A 24,746-nucleotide genomic window follows, 5' to 3' on the forward strand; every position below is an offset into this window, starting at 1 on the left:
AGCACCATGTTACGTCCTGTTCTGATGGCGGCACTGTTGGCGGGTCTTGGCCTGTCGACTGCCCAGGCGCAATTGCCCGAATCCGTCAGCCTGCTGTTGCGCAGCGCAAATATTCCCGAAGACGCCATGGGCGCCATCGTCTTGCGCGGCAACACCACCGTGCTGTCGCATGGGGCCGAACGCAGCATGCAGCCGGCGTCCACCATGAAGCTGGTGACGACGGCCGTGGGCCTGGAGCAGCTGGGCCCCATCTTCCGCGGCCGCACGGAGTTGCGCACCAGCGCCGACGTCATCAATGGCGTACTGAAGGGCGATTTGATCCTGCGCGGCGGCGCCGACACGGATTTCAATGCGGACGTGCTGGAGCACATGCTGCAAACCTTGCGCAACCAGGGGATCGTGAAAATCAAGGGCGACCTGATCCTCGACCGCCAGCTGTTCCAGCCGGCCCGGCCCGACATCGGTGCGCCGCCCTTCGACGAGTCGGCCGAATTCCGCTACAACGTCATCCCCGATGCCTTGCTGCTGAATACAAATCTGCTCGATATCAATATGCACTCGACGGAGCGGCAATTGAGCATCCTGATGCAGCCGGCGCTCGAGAACGTCAGCATCACGAGCGACATGAAACTCATCAAGGGCAGTTGCGCCAGATGGGAAGACGGCTGGCGCCCGCCCGAATACCGGCGCGATGCGAGCGGCAAGCTGCAGGTAATCCTGCACGGCACCTTCCCGCAAAATTGCAGCAAGGCCACCAGCATCAATGTGCTTGATCGCAACGATTACGCAGACCGCTTGTTCCGTGCGACCTGGAAACGCCTGGGCGGCACGATCACGGGCACGGTGCGCGAAGCGCCGGCAACCGGCTTGCCGCCAACGGCCGAACCGGTCGGCACACGCATGCTGGCCGACCATGTCGCGCGCGCCTTGCCCGAGGTCTTGCGCGATATCAATAAGACCTCCGACAACACTCTGGCCCGCACCCTGTTCCTGAGCCTGGGCAGCTTGCAAAGCGATGGCTGGCTGGGCAGCCGCCCCGTCGCCATGGCGGCGCCGGAAGACACAGCCACGCGTGCGCGGCAAGTGATCCAGGAATGGTTCCAGCGGCACCAGATCGACACCCTGGGCATGCTGGTCGACAACGGTTCCGGCCTGTCGCGCACGGGACGCATTGCGCCTGCGCAAATGGCCGGCGTCTTGCAGGCCATGCAGCAAAGTCCGTGGGCACCCGAGTTCCAGTCCAGCCTGCCCATCGTTGCGCTGGACGGTACCATGCGCAAGCGCCTGTTGAACAGCCCGGCCGCCGCGCGGGCCCGCATCAAGACGGGAACGTTAAAGAATGTGGTGGCCATCGCCGGCTATGTCCCCGACGCCAACAACCAGCTGTGCGTGGTGGTCGCCATGATCAATAGCGACCTGGTCGGTAACGGCAACGGCCGCGCGGCTGTCGATGCGCTGATCGAATGGGTCGCCAGGAGCGGCGCCACGCAGGCGGTGGCCGGTCAATAAAGGGAAGCAAAGGTAGAAAGGCAGCGCGTAGCGCTGCTTCTTTTCGTTTGTCACCTGTTTGTCACTTGGCTGCTGAGTTGTCGGATTACGCTACGCTAATCCGACCCACCCGCCATCCAATAAACGTAGGTCGGCTTAGCGCGCAGCGCGTAAGCCGACACCACCTGCGGCGCCCAACAAAAACCCCAGACGTAAAAAAACCCCAACCGGATCACCGGAAGGGGTTTTTTCGAATAACAAGCCTGACGATAACCTACTTTCACACTGGTTGCAGCACTATCATCGGCGCAAAGTTGTTTCACGGTCCTGTTCGGGATGGGAAGGGGTGGGACCAACTTGCTATGGTCMTYAGGCATAACTTGTACTGGCATTTGTCCTCGATGGAGCGACAAAGCCTGAATCTGGAAGAAGCAAAGATTGGGGTAATGACTGGTAGTATCAACACACACGCAACGTTGTACCGTCTTATCCTCTGTACCTGCTAAGGTTATAGGGACAAGCCGTACGGGCAATTAGTACTGGTTAGCTTAATGCATTACTGCACTTCCACACCCAGCCTATCAACGTCCTGGTCTCGAACGACCCTTCAAAGAGCTCAAGGCTCTGGGAAATCTCATCTCAAGGCAAGTTTCCCGCTTAGATGCTTTCAGCGGTTATCTCTTCCGAACTTAGCTACCCGGCAATGCCACTGGCGTGACAACCGGTACACCAGAGGTTCGTCCACTCCGGTCCTCTCGTACTAGGAGCAGCCCCCTTCAAATTTCCAACGCCCACGGCAGATAGGGACCAAACTGTCTCACGACGTTTTAAACCCAGCTCACGTACCACTTTAAATGGCGAACAGCCATACCCTTGGGACCGGCTACAGCCCCAGGATGTGATGAGCCGACATCGAGGTGCCAAACTCCCCCGTCGATATGAACTCTTGGGAGGAATCAGCCTGTTATCCCCAGAGTACCTTTTATCCGTTGAGCGATGGCCCTTCCATACAGAACCACCGGATCACTATGTCCTACTTTCGTACCTGCTCGACTTGTCAGTCTCGCAGTTAAGCACGCTTATGCCATTGCACTATCAACACGATGTCCGACCGTATCTAGCGTACCTTCGAACTCCTCCGTTACACTTTAGGAGGAGACCGCCCCAGTCAAACTGCCTACCATGCACTGTCCCCGATCCGGATAACGGACCAAGGTTAGAACCTCAAACAAACCAGGGTGGTATTTCAAGGTTGGCTCCACGAGAACTAGCGTCCCCGCTTCAAAGCCTCCCACCTATCCTACACAGATTGGTTCAAAGTCCAATGCAAAGCTACAGTAAAGGTTCATGGGGTCTTTCCGTCTAGCCGCGGGTAGATTGCATCATCACAAACATTTCAACTTCGCTGAGTCTCGGGAGGAGACAGTGTGGCCATCGTTACGCCATTCGTGCAGGTCGGAACTTACCCGACAAGGAATTTCGCTACCTTAGGACCGTTATAGTTACGGCCGCCGTTTACTGGGACTTCAATCAAGAGCTTGCACCCCATCATTTAATCTTCCAGCACCGGGCAGGCGTCACACCCTATACGTCCACTTTCGTGTTTGCAGAGTGCTGTGTTTTTATTAAACAGTCGCAGCCACCAGTTTATTGCAACCCTTTCACCCTCATGGAGTAAACCAATCAAGCTACCGGGGCGTACCTTTTCCCGAAGTTACGGTACCAATTTGCCGAGTTCCTTCTCCCGAGTTCTCTCAAGCGCCTTAGAATACTCATCTCGCCCACCTGTGTCGGTTTGCGGTACGGTCTCGTATGACTGAAGCTTAGAGGCTTTTCTTGGAACCACTTCCGATTGCTTCGTGCACAAGTGCACTCGTCCCACTCCCTTGAATTCCGCACCCGGATTTGCCTAAGTGCCTTCTATGAAGCAGAAACTGACTATTCCAACAGTCAGACAACCTTCCGCGATCCGTCCCCCCATCGCATCATACGACGGTGCAGGAATATTAACCTGCTTCCCATCAGCTACGCATCTCTGCCTCGCCTTAGGGGCCGACTCACCCTGCTCCGATGAACGTTGAACAGGAAACCTTGGGCTTACGGCGTGGAGGCTTTTCACCCCCATTATCGCTACTCATGTCAGCATTCGCACTTCTGATACCTCCAGCATCCTTTACAAGACACCTTCGCAGGCTTACAGAACGCTCTCCTACCATATCTATTGCTAGATATCCGCAGCTTCGGTGACTGGCTTAGCCCCGTTACATCTTCCGCGCAGGACGACTCGATCAGTGAGCTATTACGCTTTCTTTAAATGATGGCTGCTTCTAAGCCAACATCCTGACTGTTTTAGCCTTCCCACTTCGTTTTCCACTTAGCCAATCTTTGGGACCTTAGCTGGCGGTCTGGGTTGTTTCCCTCTTGACGCCGGACGTTAGCACCCGACGTCTGTCTCCCAAGCTCGCACTCATCGGTATTCGGAGTTTGCAATGGTTTGGTAAGTCGCAATGACCCCCTAGCCATAACAGTGCTCTACCCCCGATGGTGATACTTGAGGCACTACCTAAATAGTTTTCGGAGAGAACCAGCTATTTCCAAGTTTGTTTAGCCTTTCACCCCTACCCACAGCTCATCCCCTAATTTTTCAACATTAGTGGGTTCGGACCTCCAGGGCGTGTTACCGCACCTTCATCCTGGCCATGAGTAGATCACTTGGTTTCGGGTCTACACCCAGCGACTGATCGCCCTATTCGGACTCGATTTCTCTACGGCTTCCCTATGCGGTTAACCTTGCCACTGAATGTAAGTCGCTGACCCATTATACAAAAGGTACGCAGTCACGGAACAAGTCCGCTCCTACTGTTTGTATGCACACGGTTTCAGGATCTATTTCACTCCCCTTCCGGGGTTCTTTTCGCCTTTCCCTCACGGTACTGGTTCACTATCGGTCGATTACGAGTATTTAGCCTTGGAGGATGGTCCCCCCATATTCAGACAGGATGTCACGTGTCCCGCCCTACTTGTCGTACGCTTAGTACCACCGGTCCGATTTCACATACGGGGCTATCACCCACTATGGCTCCTATTTCCAGAGGATTCTGTTATCGGTCCGACTATCACGTACAGGCTCTTCCCATTTCGCTCGCCGCTACTTTGGGAATCTCGGTTGATTTCTTTTCCTGCAGCTACTTAGATGTTTCAGTTCGCCGCGTTCGCCTTGCATACCTATGTATTCAGTATGCAATACCCTAAAAGGGTGGGTTGCCCCATTCGGAAATCTGCGGATCAAAGTGTGTTTGCTCACTCCCCGCAGCTTATCGCAAGCTACTACGTCCTTCATCGCCTGTAATCGCCAAGGCATCCACCATGTGCACTTATTCGCTTGTCCCTATAACGTTAGCCTCTGAAAACCGAAGTCATCAAAGAGCGCTACAGGGATAAGAAAGTACAACGTTGTTGCTTGTTTGTTGATACATACAATCATTACCCATCAAGTCGCCTCATGCATTGCTGCACGCATAGACTTGATCAATAAATAATCTTTACTTCTTCCAGATTGTTAAAGAACGAAACAGCTTTGATCGCTAAAAGATCAAACCTAAACCACAGTCTTGTTGACCGGCTTACGTTTGCACTTTCGAGTAAAACTTTGGTGGAGGATGACGGGATCGAACCGACGACCCCCTGCTTGCAAAGCAGGTGCTCTCCCAGCTGAGCTAATCCCCCTAGGTATGACTGGTAGGGCTGGTTGGACTCGAACCAACGACCCCCGCGTTATCAACACGGTGCTCTAACCAGCTGAGCTACAGCCCCAACGCGGAACTACTACGACTACTGTTTCTTCTTAATTAAACAGCCGATAAGTGTGAACATTTGATGCGTGAATCATTTACATGATTCGTGCAAACTCTAGAAAGGAGGTGATCCAGCCGCACCTTCCGATACGGCTACCTTGTTACGACTTCACCCCAGTCACGAATCCTACCGTGGTAAGCGCCCTCCTTACGGTTAAGCTACCTACTTCTGGTAAAACCCGCTCCCATGGTGTGACGGGCGGTGTGTACAAGACCCGGGAACGTATTCACCGCGACATGCTGATCCGCGATTACTAGCGATTCCAACTTCATGCAGTCGAGTTGCAGACTACAATCCGGACTACGATACACTTTCTGCGATTAGCTCCCCCTCGCGGGTTGGCGGCGCTCTGTATGTACCATTGTATGACGTGTGAAGCCCTACCCATAAGGGCCATGAGGACTTGACGTCATCCCCACCTTCCTCCGGTTTGTCACCGGCAGTCTCATTAGAGTGCCCTTTCGTAGCAACTAATGACAAGGGTTGCGCTCGTTGCGGGACTTAACCCAACATCTCACGACACGAGCTGACGACAGCCATGCAGCACCTGTGTACTGGTTCTCTTTCGAGCACTCCTCAATCTCTCGAGGATTCCAGCCATGTCAAGGGTAGGTAAGGTTTTTCGCGTTGCATCGAATTAATCCACATCATCCACCGCTTGTGCGGGTCCCCGTCAATTCCTTTGAGTTTTAATCTTGCGACCGTACTCCCCAGGCGGTCTACTTCACGCGTTAGCTGCGTTACCAAGTCAATTAAGACCCGACAACTAGTAGACATCGTTTAGGGCGTGGACTACCAGGGTATCTAATCCTGTTTGCTCCCCACGCTTTCGTGCATGAGCGTCAATCTTGACCCAGGGGGCTGCCTTCGCCATCGGTGTTCCTCCACATATCTACGCATTTCACTGCTACACGTGGAATTCTACCCCCCTCTGCCAGATTCTAGCCTTGCAGTCTCCAATGCAATTCCCAGGTTGAGCCCGGGGATTTCACATCAGACTTACAAAACCGCCTGCGCACGCTTTACGCCCAGTAATTCCGATTAACGCTTGCACCCTACGTATTACCGCGGCTGCTGGCACGTAGTTAGCCGGTGCTTATTCTTCAGGTACCGTCATTAGCAAGAGATATTAGCTCTCACCGTTTCTTCCCTGACAAAAGAGCTTTACAACCCGAAGGCCTTCTTCACTCACGCGGCATTGCTGGATCAGGCTTTCGCCCATTGTCCAAAATTCCCCACTGCTGCCTCCCGTAGGAGTCTGGACCGTGTCTCAGTTCCAGTGTGGCTGGTCGTCCTCTCAGACCAGCTACTGATCGATGCCTTGGTAGGCTTTTACCCTACCAACTAGCTAATCAGATATCGGCCGCTCCACGAGCATGAGGTCTTGCGATCCCCCACTTTCATCCTTAGATCGTATGCGGTATTAGCGTAACTTTCGCTACGTTATCCCCCACTCCAGGGTACGTTCCGATATATTACTCACCCGTTCGCCACTCGCCACCAGAGCAAGCTCCGTGCTGCCGTTCGACTTGCATGTGTAAGGCATGCCGCCAGCGTTCAATCTGAGCCAGGATCAAACTCTTCAGTTTAATCTCTGTTACTTTGCCGTTTTACCGGCACCGTCATTGCTGACGGGTCGCTCACTCAAAAAACTGACAGGCTACTTCCGAAGAAGTATCCTATTTCATTATTTCTTGTGAACATTTGATATTTTAAGTTAGACGCCAATCCGAAGATTGACGCTGCACTTACATCAAATGCCCACACTTATCGACTGTTAATTGTTAAAGAACTGTATTCGGTACTGCTTTCGCGCTATCGACAAAGCGTTGTGTTTGTCAGCTGCGAAGAAGGAAGAGTATGAAGCATTTCGCTACGTCCGTCAACTCCTTCTTTTTACTACCCAGCCTTTTCAGACTGTCCCTTTTATCTCGCATTTGACTGCGTCTCATTGGGGAGGCGAACTATAGCAAAGCCCCGCCAGTCTTGGCAAGGGCTTTCAATCGCTATCCGTGTTTTTGTTCAGGCGGCCAGCAGGGCTTTGACCAGGTTTTTCTTGTCGACAGACTCCGGGGCATCAACATGCAGCGCCTTGAGCACCTGGTCGAGATGATGCAACATGATGCCGACTGCAGCGTCGGCATTGCCAGCCTTGGCCGCCTCGATGAACAGCGCATGCTCATCCGATGAGCAACTGGCGTCTTCGCTGGACTGCTGGTGCATGGCGATCAGCGAGGTCCGCGCCGTCAGTTTGCGCAAGATTTCCTTCAACACCAGATTACCAACGATATCGGCCAGCAGGATGTGAAAGTCACCCAGCAACCTGGCGCGCAGCGGCAGATCGTTTTGTGCCAGGGCCTGGCGTTCCAGCGCAAGGTGCGCATCGATGCGGCGATAATCGTCGGCCTTGGCGATGGTCACGAAATCACGCGCCAGACAGGCCTCGAGCGTGCGGCGCACGGCAAAGATTTCGCGCGCCTCGCGTTCACTGAGCTTGCACACACAAGCGCCCTTTTCCGGAATGATCTCGATGAGCTCATCCTTCGACAGCATCAGCAAGGCCGCACAGATCTTGGTACGACTGACCGAATACACGCGGGCCAGGGCCTCTTCCTTGAGCTTGGTGCCAGAGGGCAAGCGGCGTTCGATAATCGCCGCCGCAATATCCGCAGCGATCTCCTCGCACGAGTTGGTAACAGCTGGTGTAGTGGGGTCAAGCATGCGGGATCTGGCTTTGGCAAAAACGATCAGGAAACCGAACTGATGAAACTGGCCAGCTCCGGCGTTGACGGCGCGGCAAACAGCGTCTTCGGATCACCCTGCTCATGGATTTTTCCCTGGTGCATGAACACCAATTGATCGCCCACCTCACGTGCGAAGCGCATTTCATGCGTGACCATGATCAAGGTCATGCCATCTTCGGCCAGCTTGCGCACCACGGCCAGCACTTCGTTCACCAGTTCCGGGTCGAGCGCCGAGGTGATTTCATCGCACAACAGTATTTTCGGCTGCATCGCCAGCGCCCGGGCGATTGCCACACGCTGCTGCTGGCCGCCCGACAGCTGGTCTGGAAACGACTGAAAGCGATCGGCAAGGCCGACTTTTGCCAGCGCATCGCGCGCAAGCGCCTCTGCTTGCTGCTTGCCGATTTTTTTGACCACCGTCGGCGCCAGCATCACATTCTGTCCGGCCGTCAGATGCGGATACAGATTGAACTGCTGAAACACCATGCCGACTTTCAGGCGCAACTGGCGCAAATCGGTCTGGCCGACGGCGACCCTCACGCCATCGACGTCGAGCGAGCCTTCGTCGAAACTTTCGAGTCCATTGATCGAGCGCAGCAAGGTACTCTTGCCCGAACCACTGCGTCCGATCACTGCCGTCACTTGGCCTTCCTTGACGCGCAAGTCGATGCCCTTGAGGACATGATGCGTACCAAAGCGCTTGTGCAATCCATTGATGCTAACGAGAGACATTGATTTTCCTTTCCAGGCGGCGGGCATACAGCGAAAGCGGGAAACACAGGCAAAAATACATCAGGGCGATCAGGCCATACACGGTGAAGGGCGCAAACGTGGCGTTGCTGATCATCGAGCCGGCCTTGGTCAGCTCGACAAAACCAATAATGGACGTGACCGCCGTCGCTTTCACGACCTGCACGGAAAATCCGACCGTCGGTGCAACGGCGATGCGCAACGCCTGCGGCAAGATCACGTGGCGCATCTGTTCTATATATGTCATTGCCGTGCTGGCAGACGCTTCCCACTGACCGCGCGGAATCGCCTCGACGCAACCGCGCCAGATTTCCGCCAGGTAGGCGCTGGTAAACAAGGTCAGGGCCACGCTGGCGGCCAGCCAGGGCGACACTTGCATGCCGGTCAGCGACAGGCCAAAGAACAGCAGGAACAATTGCATCAGCAGCGGCGTGCCCTGGAACAGCTCGATGTACATGACAGCAAACTTGCGCAGCAGCCGCGCGCTCGAGGTGCGCATCATCAGGATGGCGATACCGACCAGGCCACCGCAAACAAAGGCGATCAAGGACAGCAAGACCGTCCAGCGCCCCGCCAGCAGCAAGTTGCGAATGATGTCCCACAGGGAAAAATCGCTCATGTGGCTCTGCTTGCCAGCACGTAGCGGCCAAACAGGCCCAACGCGCGGCGCACGCCGACCGCCAGCAAAAAGTACATGATGGTGACGACGAAATACACTTCGAAGGAGCGGAAGTTACGCGAGGTAATGAAGCCGGCGCCAAAAGTCAGCTCTTCGGCCGAAATTTGCGAACACACGGACGATCCCAGCATCACGATCACGATCTGGCTCGACAAGGCTGGCCACATCTTGAGCAAGGCCTGGCGCAGGATCACGCAGCGAAAAATCTGGAAGCGCGACATCGCCAGCGCCGAAGCGGCCTCGATATGGCCTTTCGGCACAGACTCTACGCCGGCGCGGATGATCTCGGTGCTATAGGCGCCCAGGTTGAGCACCATCGCAATCGTTGCCGCCTGCCACTCGCTCAAATGAATGCCGAGGCTGGGCAAGCCAAAGAAAACAAAAAATAGCTGCACGATGAACGGCGTGTTGCGGATCAGCTCCACATACACGGTGTAGACCGGGAACAGCACGGGCAGTTTCCAGGCACGCGAGATGGCGCCAAGAATACCGATGGCGACACCGAGCACGGTGCCAACGAGTGTCAAACGCAAGGTGCCGATCACGCCGTTGTACAGGTACTCGCGGTATTCCCAGATACTGCTGAAATCAAAAGTGTATGCCATGGTGCGCTTGACCCGTTACAGCAGGGCGGTGACAGGACGCGTTGTTTTCAGCCATTTCTGGGCGATGGTATTGAGGCTGCCGTCTTCTTTCGACTTGGCCAGGATGGTATTGATTTGCGCCAGTAACTTCGGTTCGCTTTTATTGATGCCGACGTAGCATGGAGAATTTTTGATAAAGAATTTGAATTCGAGTTTTTTGGCAGGCTGTTTTTCGACAATTGCGCCAGCCACCACGTTGCCAGTGGCAATCAAGGGCACCTGGCCGGACAGGAAAGCAGAAATGGTCGCGTTATTATCTTCAAAACGCTTGATGGTGGTATTGGCCGGCGCAATCTTGCTCAGTTCAAGATCTTCCACGGCGCCGCGGGTGACGCCCACGGTTTTACCTGCCAGTTGCTCGGCCTTGCTGATCGTCTGATCCGCACCACCGAATACGCCGCTGAAGAACGGCGCATACGCTGCGCTGAAATCGATGACTTTTTCACGCTCCGGGTTTTTACCGAGACTGGAAATAACCAGGTCGACTTTTTTGGTATTGAGGTAAGGAATGCGATTGGCGCTGGTCACAGGCACCAATTCCAGCTTGACGCCAAGGCCTTTGGCCAGCATTGCGGCCACGTCAATGTCGTAGCCAACGGGTTTCATGTCAGGGCCGACCGATCCGAAAGGCGGGAAATCCTGGGGCACGGCCACGCGCAAGACCTTGGCCTTGAGAATATCGTCGAGCGCCTCGGCATGGGTCAGCGGTGCGGCAAGTACGGTGGCGGACAAGATCAGCGACAACAGGATCGAACGACGGTTCATGGACAACTCCTCAAGGTGGGATGGAGCGTGCTATCCCGTGATGAACAGCGCGCCATAATCCTTGAGCAGTTTCCGTGCCTGCATACAAAGCCTGCATACGATCTGCAAAGCTCCCATTTCTGCATAGTTTTTGAGCAGTGCCTGACTTTCTGCACCACACCATGCACGAATCGGGTGCGCCCAACAAACCACCAGACGAAAAAAACCCGCCAATTGCTTGACGGGTTTTTCTCTTACGGCGAATAACAAGCCTGACGATAACCTACTTTCACACTGGTTGCAGCACTATCATCGGCGCAAAGTTGTTTCACGGTCCTGTTCGGGATGGGAAGGGGTGGGACCAACTTGCTATGGTCATCAGGCATAACTTGTACTGGCATTTGTCCYCTGTGGAGCGACAAAGCCTGAATCTGGAAGAAGCAAAGATTGGGGTAATGACTGGTAGTATCAACACACACGCAACGTTGTACCGTCTTATCCTCTGTACCTGCTAAGGTTATAGGGACAAGCCGTACGGGCAATTAGTACTGGTTAGCTTAATGCATTACTGCACTTCCACACCCAGCCTATCAACGTCCTGGTCTCGAACGACCCTTCAAAGAGCTCAAGGCTCTGGGAAATCTCATCTCAAGGCAAGTTTCCCGCTTAGATGCTTTCAGCGGTTATCTCTTCCGAACTTAGCTACCCGGCAATGCCACTGGCGTGACAACCGGTACACCAGAGGTTCGTCCACTCCGGTCCTCTCGTACTAGGAGCAGCCCCCTTCAAATTTCCAACGCCCACGGCAGATAGGGACCAAACTGTCTCACGACGTTTTAAACCCAGCTCACGTACCACTTTAAATGGCGAACAGCCATACCCTTGGGACCGGCTACAGCCCCAGGATGTGATGAGCCGACATCGAGGTGCCAAACTCCCCCGTCGATATGAACTCTTGGGAGGAATCAGCCTGTTATCCCCAGAGTACCTTTTATCCGTTGAGCGATGGCCCTTCCATACAGAACCACCGGATCACTATGTCCTACTTTCGTACCTGCTCGACTTGTCAGTCTCGCAGTTAAGCACGCTTATGCCATTGCACTATCAACACGATGTCCGACCGTATCTAGCGTACCTTCGAACTCCTCCGTTACACTTTAGGAGGAGACCGCCCCAGTCAAACTGCCTACCATGCACTGTCCCCGATCCGGATAACGGACCAAGGTTAGAACCTCAAACAAACCAGGGTGGTATTTCAAGGTTGGCTCCACGAGAACTAGCGTCCCCGCTTCAAAGCCTCCCACCTATCCTACACAGATTGGTTCAAAGTCCAATGCAAAGCTACAGTAAAGGTTCATGGGGTCTTTCCGTCTAGCCGCGGGTAGATTGCATCATCACAAACATTTCAACTTCGCTGAGTCTCGGGAGGAGACAGTGTGGCCATCGTTACGCCATTCGTGCAGGTCGGAACTTACCCGACAAGGAATTTCGCTACCTTAGGACCGTTATAGTTACGGCCGCCGTTTACTGGGACTTCAATCAAGAGCTTGCACCCCATCATTTAATCTTCCAGCACCGGGCAGGCGTCACACCCTATACGTCCACTTTCGTGTTTGCAGAGTGCTGTGTTTTTATTAAACAGTCGCAGCCACCAGTTTATTGCAACCCTTTCACCCTCATGGAGTAAACCAATCAAGCTACCGGGGCGTACCTTTTCCCGAAGTTACGGTACCAATTTGCCGAGTTCCTTCTCCCGAGTTCTCTCAAGCGCCTTAGAATACTCATCTCGCCCACCTGTGTCGGTTTGCGGTACGGTCTCGTATGACTGAAGCTTAGAGGCTTTTCTTGGAACCACTTCCGATTGCTTCGTGAACAAGTTCACTCGTCCCATCCCCTTGAATCCTGCGCCCGGATTTGCCTAAGCGCCTTCTATGAGACAGAAACTGACTATTCCAACAGTTGGBCSKCCATACGCGAWCCGTCCCCCCATCGCATCATACGACGGTGCAGGAATATTAACCTGCTTCCCATCAGCTACGCATCTCTGCCTCGCCTTAGGGGCCGACTCACCCTGCTCCGATGAACGTTGAACAGGAAACCTTGGGCTTACGGCGTGGAGGCTTTTCACCCCCATTATCGCTACTCATGTCAGCATTCGCACTTCTGATACCTCCAGCATCCTTTACAAGACACCTTCGCAGGCTTACAGAACGCTCTCCTACCATATCTATTGCTAGATATCCGCAGCTTCGGTGACTGGCTTAGCCCCGTTACATCTTCCGCGCAGGACGACTCGATCAGTGAGCTATTACGCTTTCTTTAAATGATGGCTGCTTCTAAGCCAACATCCTGACTGTTTTAGCCTTCCCACTTCGTTTTCCACTTAGCCAATCTTTGGGACCTTAGCTGGCGGTCTGGGTTGTTTCCCTCTTGACGCCGGACGTTAGCACCCGACGTCTGTCTCCCAAGCTCGCACTCATCGGTATTCGGAGTTTGCAATGGTTTGGTAAGTCGCAATGACCCCCTAGCCATAACAGTGCTCTACCCCCGATGGTGATACTTGAGGCACTACCTAAATAGTTTTCGGAGAGAACCAGCTATTTCCAAGTTTGTTTAGCCTTTCACCCCTACCCACAGCTCATCCCCTAATTTTTCAACATTAGTGGGTTCGGACCTCCAGGGCGTGTTACCGCACCTTCATCCTGGCCATGAGTAGATCACTTGGTTTCGGGTCTACACCCAGCGACTGATCGCCCTATTCGGACTCGATTTCTCTACGGCTTCCCTATCTGGTTAACCTTGCCACTGAATGTAAGTCGCTGACCCATTATACAAAAGGTACGCAGTCACGGAACAAGTCCGCTCCTACTGTTTGTATGCACACGGTTTCAGGATCTATTTCACTCCCCTTCCGGGGTTCTTTTCGCCTTTCCCTCACGGTACTGGTTCACTATCGGTCGATTACGAGTATTTAGCCTTGGAGGATGGTCCCCCCATATTCAGACAGGATGTCACGTGTCCCGCCCTACTTGTCGTACGCTTAGTACCACCGGTCCGATTTCACATACGGGGCTATCACCCACTATGGCTCCTATTTCCAGAGGATTCTGTTATCGGTCCGACTATCACGTACAGGCTCTTCCCATTTCGCTCGCCGCTACTTTGGGAATCTCGGTTGATTTCTTTTCCTGCAGCTACTTAGATGTTTCAGTTCGCCGCGTTCGCCTTGCATACCTATGTATTCAGTATGCAATACCCTAAAAGGGTGGGTTGCCCCATTCGGAAATCTGCGGATCAAAGTGTGTTTGCTCACTCCCCGCAGCTTATCGCAAGCTACTACGTCCTTCATCGCCTGTAATCGCCAAGGCATCCACCATGTGCACTTATTCGCTTGTCCCTATAACGTTAGCCTCTGAAGACCGAAGTCATCAAAGAGCGCTACAGGGATAAGAAAGTACAACGTTGTTGCTTGTTTGTTGATACATACAATCATTACCCATCGATTTGCTTTTTACGGCAAACCGATCAATAAATAATCTTTACTTCTTCCAGATTGTTAAAGAACGAAACAGCTTTGATCGCTAAAAGATCAAACCTAAACCCAGTCTTGTTGACCGGCTTACGTTTGCACTTTCGAGTAAAACTTTGGTGGAGGATGACGGGATCGAACCGACGACCCCCTGCTTGCAAAGCAGGTGCTCTCCCAGCTGAGCTAATCCCCCTGAGATTTGTACTGGTAGGGCTGGTTGGACTCGAACCAACGACCCCCGCGTTATCAACACGGTGCTCTAACCAGCTGAGCTACAGCCCCAACGCGGAACTACTACGACTACTGTTTCTTCTTCTTATAACAGCCGATAAGTGTGAACATTTGATGCGTGAATCATTTACATGATTCGTGCAAACTCTAGAAAGGAGGTGATCCAGCCGCACCTTCCGATACGGCTACCTTGTTACGACTTCACCCCAGTCACGAATCCTACCGTGGTAAGCGCCCTCCTTGCGGTTAAGCTACCTACTTCTGGTAAAACCCGCTCCCATGGTGTGACGGGCGGTGTGTACAAGACCCGGGAACGTATTCACCGCGACATGCTGATCCGCGATTACTAGCGATTCCAACTTCATGCAGTCGAGTTGCAGACTACAATCCGGACTACGATACACTTTCTGCGATTAGCTCCCCCTCGCGGGTTGGCGGCGCTCTGTATGTACCATTGTATGACGTGTGAAGCCCTACCCATAAGGGCCATGAGGACTTGACGTCATCCCCACCTTCCTCCGGTTTGTCACCGGCAGTCTCATTAGAGTGCCCTTTCGTAGCAACTAATGACAAGGGTTGCGCTCGTTGCGGGACTTAACCCAACATCTCACGACACGAGCTGACGACAGCCATGCAGCACCTGTGTACTGGTTCTCTTTCGAGCACTCCCCAATCTCTCGGGGATTCCAGCCATGTCAAGGGTAGGTAAGGTTTTTCGCGTTGCATCGAATTAATCCACATCATCCACCGCTTGTGCGGGTCCCCGTCAATTCCTTTGAGTTTTAATCTTGCGACCGTACTCCCCAGGCGGTCTACTTCACGCGTTAGCTGCGTTACCAAGTCAATTAAGACCCGACAACTAGTAGACATCGTTTAGGGCGTGGACTACCAGGGTATCTAATCCTGTTTGCTCCCCACGCTTTCGTGCATGAGCGTCAATCTTGACCCAGGGGGCTGCCTTCGCCATCGGTGTTCCTCCACATATCTACGCATTTCACTGCTACACGTGGAATTCTACCCCCCTCTGCCAGATTCTAGCCTTGCAGTCTCCAATGCAATTCCCAGGTTGAGCCCGGGGATTTCACATCAGACTTACAAAACCGCCTGCGCACGCTTTACGCCCAGTAATTCCGATTAACGCTTGCACCCTACGTATTACCGCGGCTGCTGGCACGTAGTTAGCCGGTGCTTATTCTTCAGGTACCGTCATTAGCAAGAGATATTAGCTCTCACCGTTTCTTCCCTGACAAAAGAGCTTTACAACCCGAAGGCCTTCTTCACTCACGCGGCATTGCTGGATCAGGCTTTCGCCCATTGTCCAAAATTCCCCACTGCTGCCTCCCGTAGGAGTCTGGACCGTGTCTCAGTTCCAGTGTGGCTGGTCGTCCTCTCAGACCAGCTACTGATCGATGCCTTGGTAGGCTTTTACCCTACCAACTAGCTAATCAGATATCGGCCGCTCCACGAGCATGAGGTCTTGCGATCCCCCACTTTCATCCTTAGATCGTATGCGGTATTAGCGTAACTTTCGCTACGTTATCCCCCACTCCAGGGTACGTTCCGATATATTACTCACCCGTTCGCCACTCGCCACCAGAGCAAGCTCCGTGCTGCCGTTCGACTTGCATGTGTAAGGCATGCCGCCAGCGTTCAATCTGAGCCAGGATCAAACTCTTCAGTTTAATCTCTGTTACTTTGCCGTTTTACCGGCACCGTCATTGCTGACGGGTCGCTCACTCAAAAAACTGACAGGCTACTTTCGTAGACGTATCCTATTTCATTATTTCTTGTGAACATTTGATATTTTAAGTTAGACGCCAATCCGAAGATTGACGCTGCACTTACATCAAATGCCCACACTTATCGACTGTTAATTGTTAAAGAACTGTATTCGGTACTGCTTTCGCGCTATCGACAAAGCGTTGTGTTTGTCAGCTGCGAAGAAGGAAGAGTATGAAGCATTTCGCTAAATCCGTCAACTCCTTCTTTCCTGCTCATCGCCGTTTCCGGTGATCCTCAACTACCGCAGTGACTGCGTCTCATTGGGGAGGCGAACTATAGCAAAGCGCCCCGGGAGTAGCAAGGCTTTTCCCGGGTATTTGCGGTCAACTGCTACAATTTCGCCCCCTCAGCGCAAATTCGCGTCCCACCATAGAAGATTCACCATGAAACAACAAGCTCAAGGATCAGGCCTGACCCTGAAACGGGCTGGCTTTACCACTGGCTTTGGCGTGCTCGCCGCCACCCTCGGTTCCGCAGTCGGTCTCGGCAACATCTGGAAGTTCCCCTATCTGACAGGCGCCAATGGCGGCGCCGGCTTCCTGCTCATTTATTTACTCGCTACCTTATTAGTGGGACTGCCCGTGATGATCGCGGAAATCACCCTGGGACGCCGGGCCAAGGTCAATCCCATCTCGACCATGGAGCAGCTGGCACCGAAGGGCAAACCCTGGTGGCTGGTCGGCTTCATCGGCATGATCGCCGCCTTCCTGATCGTCGCGTTCTATTCGGAAGTGGTGGGCTGGGTATTTGCCTATATTGCCAAGGCCATCGATGGCTCCATCCTCAGCAGCGACAAGCTGGTGACGGAAGCGGCCTTCGCCTCCCTGATCAGCAATCCCCTCCAATCGCTGTTGTGGCAATGGGGCGTGCTGCTGTTTATCGGCGGCATATTGATGCTGGGCGTAACCAAGGGTATCGAGGCGATCGCCAAAAAACTCATGCCGCTGCTGTTCCTGTTACTCCTGCTGCTCTGTGCGGTCAGCCTGTCGCTCGATAAGGCGGGCGAAGGCCTGGCCTTCCTGTTCCGTCCTGACTTTTCCAAGCTGACGGCCTCCGTCGTGCTGACAGCCATGGGCCTGGCTTTCTTTAAATTGTCTGTCGGCATGGGCACGATGATGACCTACGGCAGCTATTTCCGCGACGACCAGAATATCCCCGTCACGACCTTGCGCGTGATGGCGGCCGACCTCGGTGTATCGATGCTGGCCGGCATCGCCATCTTCCCCGCCGTGTTCACATTTGGCTTCGCACCCAGTGCGGGACCGTCGCTGGTGTTCATCACCATTCCGGCCGTGTTTTCGCAAATCCCCATGGGGCAAGTCCTGATGGTGGTGTTCTTTATCCTCGCCGCCGTCGCCGCCACGGGGGCGATGCTGTCGCTGATGGAAGTGCCCGTGGTGATTTTCCATGAACGCTTTGGCTGGACACGCACCAAGGCAACGGTCGTGACCATGCTGCTGCTGGCCGTGCTCGGTTCCGTATGCGCGCTCAGTAACAGCACCCTGGCGGACTTCAAGCTGTTTGATTTGAATATGTTTGATCTGTTCGACTTTGTCTCGTCGAATATCTTCCTGCCCGTGGGCGGCATAGCGATTGCCTTGTTTACAGGCTGGGCCTGGGGCAAGCAGCATTTCATCGATGCGATCAGCAATCACGGCCAGTTGCAGAACAGGCAACTGGCACATGTGCTGCTGTTCCTGCTGCGCTTTATCTCGCCCGTGCTGATCCTGATCGTGATGCTGAAGGGTTTGAAAGTCTTTTAATCAGAGTACCCGGGTGTAGGTCTGGCGCACCAGCACCCGGTCGCCGCAATCGAAATGCCACCATTCGCTGTTGATGCCAAAGAAGCCCGCCTGGAACATGGCCTCGCGCAACAATCGGCGATTGTCCACTTGCTGCTCCGTAATTTCTCCCCTTTCCAGCATCACCAGTTCCAGTGCCGGATGCGAGCGCTCACTTAGGTCATCAAAACCCGTGCCCATGTCCAGTTCCTGCCCGTCCGGCCCGACGATGGTGATGTCGAGCGCCATGCCAAACGAGTGGATCGAGCCGCGCGACGGTTCCGCGATATAGCCGAGCAACTCTGTTCCCTGCAGCGCATCCCACAGTTGCTGCTGCACCCGCTGCGGGCGCAGGGCGTCGAGCACCAGCAGATGATGATCGGGCCGCCGTTCGCCCAGCCACGCCACGGCTTTCTCCAGCGCCACTGCCGCATCACGGTGCAGCCAGGCGCAATCGATGGGGCTGTATAAGTCGCGGCCGACGAAATTGTCGGGCGTGGCATAGCGCAAGTCGACGGCGATGCCGGCGATGCTGCTCAGGTGGCGAAATTGTGGATCGCTGCCGACCGCTTCCAATTGCAAACTTGCAACAGACATCAGACTCCTCTTTCCAGGCAATTACGCGCCGCCACACCGATGCTGTCGGCCAGGCGCCGCGCGCCATGCGACAGCGGCGAGTGGCTCGCCGTCAATAAATACAGTTGGATCGGTATCGTCGGCGCCCAGGGACGGCGCTGCAAGCGTTCGGGCGAACCGGACGCAGCCGTAAACGGATCGACCACGGCCATGCCGGCGCCCGCTTCCACAAGGGAACGGGCGATTTGATAAGTCTGCACCACGGTAGAAAACACGGGGTGGATATCCTGCGCCTCGCAAGCGGCGATCACCAATTCGCCTAGCGGATCGTTGTCCGTATAGCCGATCAGCTCGCCGTTCAGGCCATGCGCCGTCAACGGGGTGCCGCAATCGGCCGCGCGCCAGGTGCCGGCCGGCGCGATCACCGTCATGACGCCCTGCGCGATCGGTTCGGCCACGATGCCCGGATGGCGCGGGTCTTGCAGCGATACGGCCAGGTCCGCTTCACCGAGGCGCAAGGTATTGACGATCTCCCCCGTGTGATGGGTGGCCAGCTGGCAACGCGTGTGGGGAAAGTCGCGCCGCCACTCCGTCATGGCAAACGGCAAGACGCTGATGGCGATCGTCGGCGTGGAGACCAGGCGGATGGTTTCCACCGCATGGCCCTTCAGGCTGGCCGCCAAGCGGCGGATGCCCAACAAATCGCGGTTGAGCTTTTCCGTCTCGACAAACAAACGGTGCGCCTCGGGTTTCGGGTACAGCTTGCCCCGCACGCGCTCGAACAGCGGCATGCCCAGTTGCAACTCGCAATGCTGCAAGACCTTGGTTACGGCCGGTTGCGAGATATGCAGCACCTGGGCGGCGCCGCTGATGGTGCCAACTTGCATGATGGCGTGAAACACTTCGATATGACGCAGCCGCATGAGCTATTCCTTTACCTTGCCGTGGCCGCCTGGGCCGTCAACGTTCAGCATATAAGAAAAAGTCATGGGCTGGAACGGCTATGCTACTTTGCAACAACAGCTGGCGCCGGCGTCGTCAGCACTTCCAGCAGGGCCGCCGTTTCTCCGTCGGGCGTGCCGTCGAATAAGGTGTTGCGGTATTTCATCTGGAAGGCGATCAGTACATTGCGCGTCGCTTCATCGAAAACGCCCGTATTCGGCGTCGCATAGCCGTGCTGGGCCAGCTTTTTCTGAAACCAGACGGCGTCCGGTACTTGCTGCTCAAAAATAAGGCGCTGCGCGGCAACACGGTTCGCATCGGGCCAGACGATCAGGCCGGCATCGGCCAGCTGGCGCCATGGAAACAACGGACCCGGGTCCTGCTTGCGCTGCGGCGCAATCTCGTTATGGCCGAGGATATTTTCCGGCGCGATGTTGTAGCGGGCCTGGATATCTTTCAACAGTGGAATCAGCTCATCGATCTGTGCCTGGGGAAACGGATACCAGAGCCGGCCTTCCGGCGTGTCCTTGTAGCCGGGGTTGACGATCTCGATGCCGATCGAGCTGACATTCAACTGTGTATAAGTCTTCCAGTTACTCACACCCGCGTGATTGGCCTGGCGCGATTCGTCGACCAGCACGTAAAACTTCGGCTTGTCCGTGTCCGTCAGCAAATAATGGCTGCTGACCACTTGTTCCGTCAGGATCTTGATCGAGCGGGGCAGGTCGCTGACCGTGTAATGGATGACGATGAATTTGACGCGCGGGCTCTGGCTGCGCGCGCTCAAGCTGTGGTCGAGGTGCGGTGCGGGCGTGGTACAGGCGGAGAGCAGGGCCACCAGCAGGGCGAGGGCGATTTTTTTCATGAAATATCCATGTTGGGGTTAATAAAATGTTCAGTATTGGCCTGTGTCTTGACCGCCGCCTTGACGGCTATCCTGGCTGCTGCGTCATGTGGACGGGCAACTTTCTGTTCCATCGTCAACGATACAGGCAAAGCGGCGCGCATGGCTGATGCGATGGCAGGGTGCAATTGCGCCGCGCGGCCGGCCAGCACCACGGGACGCGGACCATGGCGCGAGACCAGTGCCAGGGCCAATCGCGCCAGCTCCTGTCCCGCACGCTGCAAGATGTCCAGCGCCAGCGGGTCGGCGTCGGCACTGGCGGCCACGGCCAGCGCCAGCCGGCCGATGGCGCCCCGGTCCTGGCCATACATGAAGGCGCGCGACAGCGACCAGTCGCTGCCGCCCAGTTGCGCAAACACGGCTTCGGCCATGGGCGACGCTTGCCAGCTGCCGGGCGCCTCGTCTTCGCGGCGCCAGATGTGGCGCAAGGCTTCGCGCGCGATCCAGTAACCGCCGCCGCCATCGTCGAGCAGCACGCCGCGCCCGCCTGCGCGGTGAAACACGCCATCCGCATCGATCCAGGCGGCAATCGACCCTGTGCCAGCGTAGACCAGATAACCTTCGCCTGGTTCAAAACTGTCGCGATAGGCGATGTCGATATCGTTACCCAAGCGGACGTCGCCGGCATCCAGCGCCAGCAACTCCGCCAGCATGTGCGCCAGCGCCACATCGTCGCCGCCAAAACCCGTCAAGCCCGCCACCACGGCGCGCGGCTGGCCAACGGCCAGCACAGCCTGAGACAATTTCGCAAACGTGGCGTGCACGGCTGTGCGGCCCGCATCACTGCTCATTTGCAAGGCAGACAAGCCTTCCACGGCGCCGTCCGCCATGATGGCGCCATCCGCGCCGGCCAAAGCCCAGCGCGTCTGCGTGCCGCCTGCGTCGATGCCCAGCCCAAGCACGGCCATGTCAGTATTGATTGCAGAGAAGGAAATCATGGCATGAGTGTAAAGCCAAGCGGAGCTTGCAGGCATGAAAGCTTGCGCATGTTTCATGCCTGCAGGTTATGGACTAGCGAGAAAGCGTCAAAATTACTTGGCGGCGACCGTAAACGGTGCGCGCACGGTGACGCGGGGGCTTTCATTGCCGAGGCGGTCCACGGCGCTGACCACCACAGCATTGACTTTACCAATGGCATCGTCGACCAGGGTGAGCTCGCCTTGCACACCCGTGACCACGGTAAAACGCCAGTCTTCGCCGTAGCGGGCCCAGACGGCGTACTGCGCCACGGGTTTGCCGCCGCCCGCCGTCAATTTGATGTTCAGGCTGGTGGAATCGCGACGCAAGGCCAGCACGGGCGTACCCGGTGCTTCCTTGCCCAGCCATGGCGTGGCGGGAATCAGGGCAGGGCTTTGATACACGGTCGCCTTGAGTTGCTCGCTGACACCCTTGCGGTTCTGCATCAGGGGCACCATGCTGAAATGCACTTGTCCATTCGCGCCGGGGCGCGTGCGCGTCACTTCGATCTGCTTGATGATCTCTTGCGGCGTGAAGGACTTGGCGGAATTGTCGATGCGGCTCGTGTACAGGCCAGGCCACACATGGCGGCCATACGGGTTTTGCGCCAGCCAGTAGTCGAGCAGCACGCCAAACGCTTGCGGCGCCTGCGCCACGGGCCAGTACAGCTGCGGCGACAGATAATCGAGCCAGCCCTTGGCCAGCCACAATTCCGCGTCCGCATACAATTTATCGTACTGGCTGAAGCCGACGATGCCGGCAGGGCGGCGGTCCGGACGGCCGATGCCGAACGGGCTGATGCCAAAGCGCACCCAGCTCTTTTCGCGGTGGATGCCTGTATACAAAGCCTCGATCAGCTGGTTGACGTTCTGGCGACGCCAGGAAGCGCGGTCCAGCTGGCCGCCGGCCAGCAGATATTGCTGCCAGGAAGGCTCATCGGGAAACGGCAGTTCGCGCTTGGCACCGCCATTGCCCGCGTCCAGCGCGGCTGTTTCAGCGCCAGCGCCGGCGCCAGGCGCGTCGATCGGGTATGGATAAAAGTAATCGTCGATGTGCACGCCGTCGATATCGTAGCGGCGCACCACGTCGAGCACCACGTCCGTCGTGTGCTTGGAGGCGGCGGCGTCGCCCGGGTCCATCCACAGGTAGCGACCGTATTGCTTGACGGACGCCGGGTTGGTGGACGCGAAGCTGTCGCGTGCCAGCGGCGACTTGGCCGTCGCGTGACGGGCACGGTAGGGATTGAACCAGGCATGCAATTCCAGGCCGCGCGCATGCGCCTGGGCTACCCAGAAGGCCAGCGGGTCATACAGGGGCAATGGCGGCTGGCCTTGCTTGCCGGTCAGGTATTCCGACCACGGCTCCAGCTGCGACGGGTAAATCGTGTCGGCGCTAGGGCGCACTTGCAGCACAATCGCGTTCAGATTCAGGGACTTGGCACGGTCGAGGATGGCCAGCGCTTCCGCTTGCTGCTTGGCGACAGGCAAATTGCTGCGGCTGGGCCAGTCGATATTGGCCACTGTCGAGACCCAGGCGGCGCGGAATTCGCGCGGCGCCGGTGGCGGCACTTCGCCCGTGATGTGCTGCACGGGCGGCACGGCTGGCAAGCCCGCTGCGCCCGGCGTCACTGCGGAGGGGATCCTGGTGCTGGTACAGCTGCTGAGCAATGTGGCGGTGGCCAGCGCGGCCAATACGCCGGCGCTGGCGCTCAGGCGTTTTTTAAAAGTAGACAACAAAACAATTCCTTGCAGTGGTGAAGCGCAGGTCTATCGGTGCGGGCATTTTACTGTGCGCCCGCCATCCATGCGGGCGCACGGTTCAAAAGAATCAGGCCTCGGCCTTCTTGCCGAATTCGGGATCGATCTTGACCAGCGCGGCCATGATGAAAGCAGGAATGGTGGCGATGCAGACCCAGATGAAGAAGTGCTGGTAGCCGAGCATTTGCTGGATCCAGCCGCTGGCCATGCCCGGCAACATCATGCCCAGGGCCATGAAACCCGTGCAAATCGCGTAATGGGCCGTTTTATGCGCGCCATCGGAGACCATGATCATGTACAACATATAGGACGCGAAACCGAAACCATAGCCAAATTGCTCCAACGCAATGCCACCGGCGATCACATAAATGCTGCTGGGCAAGGCGGTGGCCAGGTAGACAAAGACCAGGTCGGGCAGGTGAACGGACAGCACCATGATCCACAAACAGCGTTTCAAGCCGAAGCGGGAAATGATGAATCCTCCCAGCAAGCCGCCCAGGGTCAGGGCGATCACGCCGATGGTGCCATAGACGAGTCCCACCTGTTCCGTGCTGAGGCCCAGGCCGCCCTTGGCGACGGGGTCGAGCAGGAAAGGCGCGGCCAATTTGAGCAGTTGCGCTTCGCCGAGGCGGAACAGCAGCAAAAAGCCCAGGATGACGACAATATCCTTCTTCTTGAAGAAGGAGGCAAAAGTGGCGATGAATTCCTGCAAGGGAGAAACACCGGCGCCCTGGATGCTGGGGCGGTCGTCCTTCGGTTTCGGCAAGACAAAATAGTGGTACAGGAAGAGGGCGATGAACAGGCCCGCCAAAATCGCAAACACGACGGACCAGGCCAGTTGCACATTGCCCGTCGCATGCGTCAAATAGCCGGCCAGATACACGAGGCCGCCCTGGCCAGCGATCATCGCCAGGCGATAGAAAGTGCTGCGCACGCCGACGAAGGCCGCCTGCTGATGCTCTTCCAGGCCCAGCATATAAAAGCCATCGGCGGCAATGTCATGCGTGGCGGAACTGAAAGCCATCAGCCAGAAGATGGCCAGGCTGATCTGGAAAAAGTGCGGCAAGGAGGTCGTCAGGGCCACCAGCGCCAGCGCGGCGCCGATCACCAGCTGCAAGCCGACGATCCAGAAACGCTTGGTGCGGTACATATCGATGAAGGGCGACCACAGCGGCTTGATGACCCATGGCAAGTACAACCAGCTCGTGTACAGCGCGATATCGGTATTACTGAAACCATAGTTCTTGTACATGATCACGGACAAGGTCATGACCACTACATAGGGGATACCCTGGCCGAAATACAGGGAAGGGATCCACAGCCACGGCTTATTTGACGGCTTATTTGCGCGCGCCGGGGCGGTTTGTTTCACTAGCTCCATAC

14 protein-coding genes, 4 tRNA genes and 6 rRNA genes are annotated in these 24,746 nt (G+C 55.9%); 2 read left to right on the top strand and 22 right to left on the bottom strand.

Annotated features, from left to right (window positions below; genetic code table 11):
• Positions 1-6 precede the first annotated feature (6 nt).
• Entirely contained in the window at positions 7-1,509 is a 1,503-nt protein-coding gene (dacB, locus tag AC4BCN_RS00790; protein ID WP_490492348.1) for a D-alanyl-D-alanine carboxypeptidase/D-alanyl-D-alanine endopeptidase, read from the top strand.
• A 240-nt stretch (positions 1,510-1,749) separates the two neighbouring features.
• Here dacB and rrf (AC4BCN_RS00795) read toward each other — a convergent pair.
• The 16 genes from rrf (AC4BCN_RS00795) to AC4BCN_RS00870 form a co-directional block, all read right to left on the bottom strand.
• A 5S ribosomal RNA gene (gene rrf / locus AC4BCN_RS00795) occupies positions 1,750-1,862 on the bottom strand.
• Positions 1,863-2,000: 138 nt separating this feature from the next.
• A 23S ribosomal RNA gene (locus AC4BCN_RS00800) occupies positions 2,001-4,876 on the bottom strand.
• Between the two features lie 262 nt (positions 4,877-5,138).
• A tRNA-Ala gene (locus tag AC4BCN_RS00805) sits at positions 5,139-5,214 on the bottom strand.
• 10 nt (positions 5,215-5,224) lie between these two features.
• Positions 5,225-5,301: transfer RNA gene (locus AC4BCN_RS00810), tRNA-Ile, on the bottom strand.
• Between the two features lie 100 nt (positions 5,302-5,401).
• A 16S ribosomal RNA gene (locus AC4BCN_RS00815) occupies positions 5,402-6,932 on the bottom strand.
• Together the 16S, 23S and 5S rRNA genes with 2 tRNA genes alongside form the textbook arrangement of a ribosomal RNA operon.
• Positions 6,933-7,365: 433 nt before the next feature.
• The gene (locus tag AC4BCN_RS00820) at positions 7,366-8,064 is read right to left on the bottom strand and encodes a GntR family transcriptional regulator (protein WP_338680176.1); all 699 of its coding nucleotides are present in this window, start codon (positions 8,062-8,064) and stop codon (positions 7,366-7,368) included.
• Positions 8,065-8,090: 26 nt separating this feature from the next.
• A complete protein-coding gene (locus tag AC4BCN_RS00825) occupies positions 8,091-8,819 on the bottom strand; it encodes an amino acid ABC transporter ATP-binding protein (protein WP_034756885.1) in 729 nt (242 codons plus the stop codon).
• Positions 8,806-9,456 carry an amino acid ABC transporter permease gene (locus tag AC4BCN_RS00830; protein ID WP_034756882.1) on the bottom strand — a complete coding sequence of 217 codons (651 nt, stop codon included), beginning with the start codon at positions 9,454-9,456 and terminating at the stop codon, positions 8,806-8,808. The genes AC4BCN_RS00825 and AC4BCN_RS00830 overlap by 14 nt, the downstream gene beginning before the upstream one ends.
• Complete coding sequence (locus tag AC4BCN_RS00835) at positions 9,453-10,121, bottom strand: amino acid ABC transporter permease (RefSeq protein WP_034756880.1); 669 nt, start codon at positions 10,119-10,121, stop codon at positions 9,453-9,455. Before AC4BCN_RS00835 ends, AC4BCN_RS00830 begins: the two co-directional genes overlap by 4 nt.
• A 15-nt stretch (positions 10,122-10,136) precedes the next feature.
• Positions 10,137-10,925, bottom strand: coding sequence for a transporter substrate-binding domain-containing protein (locus AC4BCN_RS00840; RefSeq protein ID WP_034756878.1), 789 nt, complete (start codon positions 10,923-10,925; stop codon positions 10,137-10,139).
• Between the two features lie 30 nt (positions 10,926-10,955).
• Complete coding sequence (locus AC4BCN_RS00845; protein ID WP_490492349.1) at positions 10,956-11,174, bottom strand: hypothetical protein; 219 nt, start codon at positions 11,172-11,174, stop codon at positions 10,956-10,958.
• A 5S ribosomal RNA gene (gene rrf, locus AC4BCN_RS00850) occupies positions 11,175-11,287 on the bottom strand.
• 138 nt (positions 11,288-11,425) lie between these two features.
• Positions 11,426-14,301, bottom strand: a 23S ribosomal RNA gene (locus AC4BCN_RS00855).
• Positions 14,302-14,550: 249 nt separating this feature from the next.
• Positions 14,551-14,626 (bottom strand) — tRNA-Ala (locus AC4BCN_RS00860).
• A 12-nt stretch (positions 14,627-14,638) separates the two neighbouring features.
• Positions 14,639-14,715 (bottom strand) — tRNA-Ile (locus AC4BCN_RS00865).
• A gap of 100 nt (positions 14,716-14,815) precedes the next feature.
• Positions 14,816-16,346, bottom strand: a 16S ribosomal RNA gene (locus tag AC4BCN_RS00870).
• Positions 16,347-16,829: 483 nt separating this feature from the next.
• Between AC4BCN_RS00870 and AC4BCN_RS00875 the strand changes: the two genes are divergently transcribed.
• Positions 16,830-18,209: a sodium-dependent transporter gene (locus tag AC4BCN_RS00875; RefSeq protein ID WP_490492350.1), complete on the top strand. Its 1,380-nt coding sequence runs from the start codon at positions 16,830-16,832 to the stop codon at positions 18,207-18,209.
• On the opposite strand, the gene AC4BCN_RS00880 is transcribed toward AC4BCN_RS00875, so the two are convergent.
• The 6 genes from AC4BCN_RS00880 to AC4BCN_RS00905 all read right to left on the bottom strand — a co-directional run bounded on the left by AC4BCN_RS00880 (position 18,210) and on the right by AC4BCN_RS00905 (position 24,744).
• The gene (locus AC4BCN_RS00880; protein WP_490492351.1) at positions 18,210-18,824 is read right to left on the bottom strand and encodes a M15 family metallopeptidase; all 615 of its coding nucleotides are present in this window, start codon (positions 18,822-18,824) and stop codon (positions 18,210-18,212) included.
• Positions 18,824-19,726 carry a LysR family transcriptional regulator gene (locus AC4BCN_RS00885; RefSeq protein ID WP_490492352.1) on the bottom strand — a complete coding sequence of 301 codons (903 nt, stop codon included), beginning with the start codon at positions 19,724-19,726 and terminating at the stop codon, positions 18,824-18,826. The genes AC4BCN_RS00880 and AC4BCN_RS00885 overlap by 1 nt, the downstream gene beginning before the upstream one ends.
• A gap of 83 nt (positions 19,727-19,809) precedes the next feature.
• Entirely contained in the window at positions 19,810-20,610 is an 801-nt protein-coding gene (locus tag AC4BCN_RS00890; RefSeq protein WP_139092156.1) for an N-acetylmuramoyl-L-alanine amidase, read from the bottom strand.
• Complete coding sequence (locus AC4BCN_RS00895) at positions 20,607-21,557, bottom strand: N-acetylglucosamine kinase (protein WP_490492353.1); 951 nt, start codon at positions 21,555-21,557, stop codon at positions 20,607-20,609. The genes AC4BCN_RS00890 and AC4BCN_RS00895 overlap by 4 nt, the downstream gene beginning before the upstream one ends.
• A gap of 123 nt (positions 21,558-21,680) precedes the next feature.
• Complete coding sequence (locus tag AC4BCN_RS00900) at positions 21,681-23,342, bottom strand: glycoside hydrolase family 10-like protein (RefSeq protein ID WP_490492354.1); 1,662 nt, start codon at positions 23,340-23,342, stop codon at positions 21,681-21,683.
• A 91-nt stretch (positions 23,343-23,433) separates the two neighbouring features.
• On the bottom strand, positions 23,434-24,744 hold the full coding sequence (locus AC4BCN_RS00905; protein ID WP_128140631.1) for an MFS transporter: 1,311 nt from the start codon (positions 24,742-24,744) through the stop codon (positions 23,434-23,436).
• Positions 24,745-24,746 lie beyond the last annotated feature (2 nt).

The sequence above is a fragment of the Janthinobacterium sp. Bl 1 genome (genome assembly GCF_058215535.1).